This is a genomic window from Wolbachia endosymbiont of Pentalonia nigronervosa, from assembly GCF_014534705.1.
Classification (GTDB): Bacteria; Pseudomonadota; Alphaproteobacteria; order Rickettsiales; family Anaplasmataceae; genus Wolbachia.
In genome coordinates, this window is record NZ_JACVWV010000056.1 from 1 (window position 1) to 8,483 (window position 8,483).

General features: G+C 34.8%; 6 protein-coding genes and 1 tRNA gene. 2 read left to right on the plus strand and 5 right to left on the minus strand.

What is annotated here, in order from left to right:
• Positions 1-144: 144 nt before the first annotated feature.
• Positions 145-420 (minus strand): ankyrin repeat domain-containing protein, encoded by a 276-nt coding sequence (locus IC220_RS05415; RefSeq protein WP_188153501.1) that lies wholly within the window; start codon positions 418-420, stop codon positions 145-147.
• A gap of 285 nt (positions 421-705) precedes the next feature.
• Here IC220_RS05415 and carB point away from each other — a divergent pair, with 285 nt between their 5' ends.
• Positions 706-3,933 carry a carbamoyl-phosphate synthase large subunit gene (gene carB, locus IC220_RS05420; RefSeq protein WP_188153502.1) on the plus strand — a complete coding sequence of 1,076 codons (3,228 nt, stop codon included), beginning with the start codon at positions 706-708 and terminating at the stop codon, positions 3,931-3,933.
• Here carB and rho read toward each other — a convergent pair.
• The 3 genes from rho to guaA form a co-directional block, all read right to left on the minus strand.
• Positions 3,930-5,339, minus strand: a complete 1,410-nt coding sequence (gene rho, locus IC220_RS05425; RefSeq protein ID WP_188153503.1) for a transcription termination factor Rho — start codon at positions 5,337-5,339, stop codon at positions 3,930-3,932. The two genes, carB and rho, sit on opposite strands and share 4 nt — an antisense overlap.
• Positions 5,340-5,534: 195 nt before the next feature.
• Complete coding sequence (locus IC220_RS05430) at positions 5,535-6,146, minus strand: cell cycle transcriptional regulator TrcR (RefSeq protein ID WP_188153504.1); 612 nt, start codon at positions 6,144-6,146, stop codon at positions 5,535-5,537.
• 117 nt (positions 6,147-6,263) lie between these two features.
• Positions 6,264-7,832: a glutamine-hydrolyzing GMP synthase gene (gene guaA / locus IC220_RS05435; RefSeq protein WP_188153505.1), complete on the minus strand. Its 1,569-nt coding sequence runs from the start codon at positions 7,830-7,832 to the stop codon at positions 6,264-6,266.
• 192 nt (positions 7,833-8,024) lie between these two features.
• On the opposite strand from guaA, the gene IC220_RS05440 reads away from it, so the two are divergent.
• Positions 8,025-8,097: transfer RNA gene (locus IC220_RS05440), tRNA-Gly, on the plus strand.
• A 130-nt stretch (positions 8,098-8,227) separates the two neighbouring features.
• Here the strand turns inward: IC220_RS05440 and IC220_RS05445 are convergent.
• Positions 8,228-8,483 (minus strand): hypothetical protein (locus IC220_RS05445; protein ID WP_188153506.1); only part of this gene is annotated, 256 nt, incomplete at its 5' end.

The window sequence follows — 8,483 nt, forward strand, 5'->3', positions numbered from 1 at the left end:
TCATTATATATCTTATTGCATTAATAATCGCTCTAATATCGTGTTTTCTTGGCCTTCCTATTGCCCCTTGTGCAACGTATGGCTCTAGTATTTCCCATTCTTTGTCACTTATGTCACTTGGATACATTTTTTTACCTCTTAATTCTACATTTGCTTTAGTATATTTATCTTTTCATTTCTTTTCAAGACATCTTCTAAAGGAACATATTTGTTTTTACTTTGAGCATTAACATCCGCATTCTTAGCAATTAATAGTTTAACTACTTCTAGATGACCATTTTTAGCAGCGTTATGTAAAGAAGTATATCCCAATACATCTTTAGCCTTAATATCTATTCCTTGTTCTATTAGCTGACTTACTAGTTCTAATTTACCACTTTCAGCAGCATCCAATAATTCTAATTCCTTTTTTGTAGGCATAATGTTCTCTTAAATTAACAATGATAATGATATTTAATTATGATATAATTTTATTAAGAAATCACCTTTCACCTCTTTTTGATCCACAATTGGGATTATAAAGCATGCTGTGAGAAAGTACTACAAATTTTTGGCCGAATGTTCATGATGCTATTGATTTTATTTTTCAAAAATAAGGTAACCTTTACTCGTGTTAGCCATAAATAAGTCGCTGCAGGTTCAATAAAAATTCACATGCATAACAAAGATTGATAATATTAATTAAATAAGACAGTTATTATAATTATGCCAAAGCGCACAGATATTAAATCAGTATTAGTCATCGGGGCTGGACCGATAGTCATCGGTCAAGCGTGTGAATTTGATTATTCAGGAACCCAGAGTTGTAAAGTATTAAAAAGTGAAGGATATAAAGTAATTTTAGTTAACTCAAATCCAGCAACTATAATGACAGACCCCGAATTTTCTGACGCCACTTATATTGAACCAATACTGCCTGAAATAATAGAAAAAATCATAATCGAAGAAAAGCCAGATGCAATACTGCCAACAATGGGAGGACAGACTGCTTTGAATTGTGCAATGAAGCTTGCGGACACTGGGGTGTTAGATAAATACAATGTAGAATTGATAGGAATCAATAGAGAAACAATCAAGAAGGCAGAAGATAGAGAACTATTTTGTCAGTCTATGGATAAAATAGGGCTTAAGTATCCAAAAAGCATTATTATAAAAAGTCATGAACAAATCAAGGGAGCTTTAGCATACATAGGGCTACCTGCAATCATTCGTTCATCGTTCACTCTTGGAGGAACAGGTAGTGGTATAGCGTATAACAAAGAAGAGTTTTTTAACATTGCAGACAATGCTTTGAAAGCCTCACCAATAAATGAAGCTCAGATAGATGAATCCATTATAGGATGGAAAGAATACGAAATGGAAGTGATTCGTGATTGTAAGGATAACTGCATAATAGTATGTTCAATAGAAAACGTTGACCCTATGGGAGTGCATACAGGAGATAGCATTACCGTTGCCCCTGCTTTAACTTTGCGTGATGCAGAATATCAACAAATGAGAAATGCTTCTATCGCAGTACTAAGAGAAATTGGTGTCAATGCCGGTGGTGCAAACGTGCAATTCGCTGTTAATCCTAAGGAGGATGGCAGTTTAGTCGTTATCGAAATGAATCCAAGAGTTTCTCGTTCTTCTGCGCTTGCCTCAAAAGCTACAGGATTTCCTATTGCAAAGGTTGCAACCAAGCTTGCTATCGGCTACTTACTTGATGAAATACGCAATGATTGTGCACCAATAATACCTGCTTCATTCGAGCCAGCTATCGACTATATTGTCACTAAAATACCACGATTTGAGTTCGAAAAATTCAAAGGTACAAATTGTGAACTATCAACTGCCATGAAGTCAGTGGGAGAGGTAATGTCAATAGGTCGCACTTTTAATGAATCATTGCAGAAAGCTTTACGTTCCCTTGAAACCGGACTAACAGGACTGGATGAGGTGTTTCCTAAAGACACTGATATTGACTATATAAAATCTCAGCTAGCTAAATTATTACCCAACAGACTGCTAATTGTTGCTGATGCTATGCGCTTTGGAGTTAGCATCGAAGAAATCAATTCTATTACTGGCTATGATTTTTGGTTTCTATACAACATAAAGCAAATTATCTTAGCTGAGCAAAAAATTAAAGAAGGTGGATTACCTGAAACTGCACATGAAATACTACAGCTAAAAAAAATGGGTTTCTCGGACGCAAGATTGGCTAAGCTGTCACGTACTGAAATGACGTCAGAGCAGATAGAAAGTATCAGAAAAAAATTCGATATTAAACAGGTCTATAAGCGTGTTGATACTTGTGCCGCTGAATTTGAATCTAGTACTGCTTACATGTATGGCTGTTATGAAGGTGATGTTGTAAATAAAACTGAGTGCGAAGCAAGCGTCTCTAATCGCAATAAAGTTGTAATTTTAGGTAGTGGACCAAATCGCATTGGCCAAGGCATTGAGTTTGATTATGCATGTGTGCATGCAGTCTCTGCAGCTAAAGAAATGGGATTTGAGACAATAATGATCAATTGTAACCCAGAAACTGTTTCAACCGATTATGATACCGCTGACCGTTTATATTTTGCACCTTTAGTTGCAGAGGATGTGCTGGAAATATTGGAAAAAGAGCAAGAAAATGGCCTGTTGGTAGGAATAATAGTTCAAATTGGTGGCCAAACACCTTTGAAGTTAGCAAAAGTGCTTAATGAGAGAGGTTTCAAAATCTTAGGCACTTCTTTCGATTCTATAGATCTTGCAGAAGATCGCATGAGATTTAAAGACCTTGCCTTAAGGCTAAATTTAAAACAACCGGAAAATTCTATCTGTCACTCAGTTGAAGAAGCTTTCAGCTGCATAGAAAAAGTCGAGTTTCCATTGTTAGTAAGACCATCTTACGTTTTAGGTGGCCAGTCTATGTCAATAAAATACAATATTGAGAGCTTTAAAGAGTATGTTTTAAATCAAACTAAGATTTTCGAACATGGTCCATTGTTGATTGATAGGTTTTTAGTTAATGCAGTTGAAGTTGATGTTGATGCAGTATGTGATGGAGAAAATGTTTTCATTGCAGCTATTATGGAACACATAGAAGAAGCTGGTATTCATTCAGGTGACTCAACATGTTCAATGCCAACAAATACATTAGATAATGAGATAATTAAAGAAATTAAATCACAAACCACAAAAATAGCCCGTGCATTAAGAGTTATAGGTTTGATGAATATTCAGTTCGCTGTTCAGGAAAATAATATATATGTACTTGAAGTAAACCTAAGAGCTAGTCGCACTATTCCTTTTATCTCCAAAGTAATTAATATACCTGTAGCAAAACTTGCCACGCAGGTTATTTTAGGTAATAAATTGGATCAAAAAAATAAAACATTTAATTATTTTGCCGTTAAGGTCGCAGTTTTTCCTTTTACGCGTTTTCCGGGAGCAGATATTTTACTTGGCCCAGAAATGAAATCCACAGGGGAAGTCATGGGCATCGATTCATCATTTGAAGCAGCTCTTGCAAAAGCACATATGGCTGCAGGGTACAAATTACCAATGGAAGGAGCAGCTTTAATTTCAGTCAAGGATGATGATAAAGAGTCTATACTACCAATTGCACAGATGTTAAATAAATTAGGTTTTGAAATCTATGCAACCAAAGGCACAGCTTTATATTTAAATAATAATAGCATTGTTGCAAAAGCTGTAAATAAAGTGAGAGAGGGAAGACCTCACATAGTTGATATGCTAAAAGATGGAAAGATAAACTTAGTGATCAACACTTCAAAAGGTATAAAATCAGTGCCAGATAGCAAAGATATTAGAAGAACTGCCATTTTGCAAAACATAGCCTACAGCACCACCACTTCTGGAAGCAAAGCCTTAGTGCTGGCAATTCAATATATAAAAAATAGTAAATTGAAAATCAAATCACTACAGCAGATAAGCTAGCTATTCATAGCGTTGAAAAAGTCAGCATTACTTTTTGTTAAAAGTAATTTATCACGTAAAAATTCCATTGCTTCAACAGATCCCATCGGATTGAGTATCCTGCGCAATACCCATATTTTATTTAATATAGCTTTATCAATTAACAGCTCTTCTTTTCTAGTTCCTGATTTTGTAATATCAATAGCTGGAAATATTCGCTTATCAGAAAGTCTTCTATCAAGCATGATTTCAGAATTTCCTGTACCTTTAAATTCCTCAAAAATCACATCATCCATTTTTGAACCAGTTTCTATCAGCGCTGTAGCAATTATTGTTAAAGAGCCACCATTTTCAATATTACGAGCCGCTCCAAATAGACTCTTTGGTCTCTGTAATGCATTTGAATCTACCCCACCAGTCAATACCTTTCCTGATGAAGGAATAACTGCATTATAAGCACGTGCAAGTCTCGTAATGGAGTCAAGAAATATTACCACATCTTTTTTGTGTTCAACCATTCTCTTAGCTTTTTCTATTACCAACTCAGCAAGCTGCACATGACGATAAGCAGGTTCATCAAATGTAGAGCTTACCACTTCCCCTTTAACAGAGCGTGTCATGTCTGTAACTTCTTCTGGTCTTTCACCTATAAGCAACATCATCAGTTCTATTTCAGGATGATTTGTAGCTATAGAATGAGCCATTTGTTGAAGTAGTATAGTTTTTCCTGTACGAGGTGGAGCAACTATCAATGCTCTTTGTCCCTTTCCAAGTGGAGTAACTATGTCTATGGCACGCATGCTTATATCTTTTTTATCACCACTGCTGCTTCCCACATTTTCAAGCTTTAAACTTTCTTCAGGATAAAGAGGTAGTAAATTGTCAAAATGAACATATTTCTTTAATTCACTTACTTCAGTGTTATTGATACTTTGAACTTTAGTTAAAGTAAAATATCTTTCTTTATCATTAGGTGACCTTATTTCCCCATGCACCATGTCTCCTGTACGCAAATTAAATTTTTTGCTCTGTCCAGCAGAGACATAGACATCATCAGCACTAGGTGCATAATTTCCACTTGCTGAACGTAAAAATCCAAAATTCTCAGGCAATATTTCTAATGTTCCACTTCCTGTGATAATGCCTCCTTCTTCACTTGTTTTCTTCATTAAACCAAATATCATTTCCTGTTTAAGCATCCTACCATTACTCTTCCCACTGGTTGAAACTTTTTTTTCTTCAGCCAATTTTAATAATGCTTCTGGCGTTTGCTCTTTCAATTCACTTAAGTCCAGTGTTTGCCTCTTTTCATTCTTATCAGCTTTATCAACACTTTGATGTATTTCACAAGCAGCAGGTGATTCATTTTGCTTTGCTGATTCAAATTTAGCTGGTTTTGCTAAAATATCTTCATTAATAGTTGCCATAATCCTCCAAGATTGTTAAAATTTCAACTGGCGTTTTGTTCGCCTAAAACGTAACTTATAAGGTAATAAATTGTGCTAAGCTGGCTTTTAAAAGCCAGTTATAAAAGATTATACACTTTCCTTACATTATACCAGTAATTGCTATTAAGTCAAGTTAATTTAACATCAATAAAATACGAAAGTAAATAAATAATTTCAGTCATTATTCTTTATATTCTGCAACCTTTCTTGCTTTTCCCTTTCCACCTCTGCTTTTTCTACTTCTGCTTCTAAATTTCTTTGGCTACATAAACCTAAAAGTACAGGATCTTGAGGCTTGATATTTTGCATATTATGGTGAGAACCATTGCGAATCTGTTCCACAGTGTGGTGTGTTGTGCTTACTAATTTAGCTATTACATTGTTATTGAGAATAGGAAATTTTTTTATTAAATGATAAATTGCATCAGGTTTATCTCTACGCCTTGCTGTAGAAGCAAAACCAAGAATATTGCCAAGAGCCTTGTTTTTCATTCTTATGTTTCTCATGACAAGTTTTGGCACTTTTTCGAGGTTCTCTTGACAATCACAAATGTCTTTTTCAGTAATTATTCCAGAAGCAACGGGGTTATACTTTTCAACATCTATCTCTTCATCAGCTATATCTTGCACTTCTTCAAGATCCAACTTACAACATTGTGCAATTTGATTAAAAGTCAGGCCTGTATTATCTATTAACCAAGCAGCAATTTGCATAAAAATAAGCTGCTTGTTCCTACTATTACTCTTAGCAAATTCCGTTGAAGTCAAAGAAGAGTTATTTACCATAAAAATATCCTTACTAGTGTATAGAACATTGAAAGTAACTTACATAGATTAAAAAAGTATTAATTTTATCACTGCAGGAATTTTTTAGTGAGACGGACAGTTTGGTATTTGAAAAGTTTACTCCCATTCAATGGTTGAAGGTGGTTTTGAAGTGATATCATAAACAACTCTACTAACACCTGCAACATTATTAACAATAATATTGCTTACATTCTGTAAAAAATCCCAAAATACTAGTGAGTATTTATTTTTGTCTTCAAATGGAAATGCATCAGCTGTCATTCCATCAGAAGATGTTACAGCTCTCAAAGCACAGACATATTTATATGTTCTTTTATCTCCCATCACACCCACAGTTTTTATTGGCAATAGTACAGCAAAAGCTTGCCATATTTCGCTATATAAATTGTAACTTTTCATTGTGTTGATATATATCTCTTCAACCTCTTGTAGTATACACACTTTCTCTTCTGTAACTTCACCTATAATACGCACAGCAAGCCCAGGTCCAGGAAACGGATGTTGAAATATTATTTCATCTACCAGTCCAATTTCTTTCCCAAGCAATCTTACCTCATCCTTGAATAAATAGTGCAAAGGTTCTATTAATTTCAACTTCATCTTTTCTGGTAACCCACCAACATTATGATGAGACTTAATCGTGCTAGCATTATCTGATGCATGTCCTGATTCGATTACATCAGAGTAGATAGTACCCTGCATTAAAAAGTCTATACCACCTACTTTTTTTGCTTCTTCTTCAAACACTTCAATAAAAGTATTGCCTATAATCTTGCGCTTTTCTTCCGGATCAGTTATTCCTTTTAACCTACTTAAAAATAAATCTGATTTATCGATGCATTTTATTGGAAATTCTTTAATTATGTGAATATTTTGCTTTTGGCTTTTACTAAGTAGCCCGGTATCAATAAAAAGACAATGCAACTGCTGTCCCACAGCTTGGTAGGTTAACGCCGTTGCAACAGTTGAATCAACACCTCCACTTACTGCAGCAATAATTTTCTTATCTCCTACTACACACCTAATTCTCTCCTTTTGCTCATCAATAAATGATCTAATTGTCCAATCTCTAGTGCAGTTAGCAATATCAAGAAAATTAGAAAGTAAGTTACTGCCATTTTCTGTACTCCTTACTTCAGGGTGAAATTGAGTGCAATATATCTTACGTTTTTCATTTACAACTATCGCCATAGTTTGGTTTATTACCCCTGATGCAACAACAGTAAAGCCTTTTGGTATGGTATCAACACTATCTGAGTGGTTCATTAATACATCCACTTCAGAATCAATATTCCATATGCCTTTTATAATAGGAGATTCTTTTTGTATTTTTATTTTTGTCTTACCAAATTCCCGTTTAAAATTTTCTTTTACTACTGCTCCGAAATAGTGGCAAATTAATTGCTGCCCATAACATATTCCAAGTATAGGAACACCTGTTGTTTCATTAAAATTTATGACGTCGTTTACTAACTTATTTACTGAAGAATTGCCACCATTAACTGAATCTGGTCCTCCAGAAAAAATAAAACCACTGAATTCCGATATTATTTCAAAACTCACATTTTTATGAAATATCTCGCAGTATACATTCATACCCCTAATTTTTTTTGCAATGAGTTGTGTAAACTGTGAACCAAAGTCAATAATAGCAATTTTGGACAAATTATTCTCCTAAAGTATACATATATTAATAATAGGCAAAATAATGAATAAGTAAACTATTACATAATACTATATGAAGTGAAAGATACAGGTGTAATGCAATGTAAGAAAAAAAATACCATCAATTTTTGTAGGTTTACAAGTTGTGATATTTACCTATAATTAAGAGTAGAATTTAAATCATTTTTAATTGCGGGAGTAGCTCAGTTGGTAGAGCGCAACCTTGCCAAGGTTGAGGTCGAGGGTTCGAACCCCTTCTCCCGCTCTTTTATTGAGGTGTGCTTCTATAGCCTCAATAACGCTTGATGTATAGTTCTAGGGTGTGATAGTAAGGTCAGAACATACAAATTCAAAAAGAGTAAAGAATTTTTAGTCTTTTAGCGTAATTGTAGAAGCTATACAGATGCTCTTCGCGTTGTTGCCGGTTGAACTGTTGGCCCTTCTACGATACTGCTTACTGTAGGAACTGTAGAAGATGATCTCTCGCGAGATGTGATGTCAGATTCACTTAATTGTACAGCAGGCTCTGCAAGAGCAACATCTTGATTTTGTTCATCTCGAGTTGTTACCGGTTGAACTGTTGTCCCTTCTACGTTACCGCTTACTGTAGGAACTGTAGAAGATGATCTCTCGCGAGATGTGATGTCAGAT

Bases quoted from the DNA above. Each gene is read 5' to 3' on its own strand.
- IC220_RS05415 (WP_188153501.1), bottom strand. From the start codon at position 420: ATGCCTACAAAAAAGGAATTAGAATTATTGGATGCTGCTGAAAGTGGT.
- carB (WP_188153502.1), top strand. From the start codon at position 706: ATGCCAAAGCGCACAGATATTAAATCAGTATTAGTCATCGGGGCTGGA.
- rho (WP_188153503.1), bottom strand. From the start codon at position 5,339: ATGGCAACTATTAATGAAGATATTTTAGCAAAACCAGCTAAATTTGAA.
- IC220_RS05430 (WP_188153504.1), bottom strand. From the start codon at position 6,146: ATGGTAAATAACTCTTCTTTGACTTCAACGGAATTTGCTAAGAGTAAT.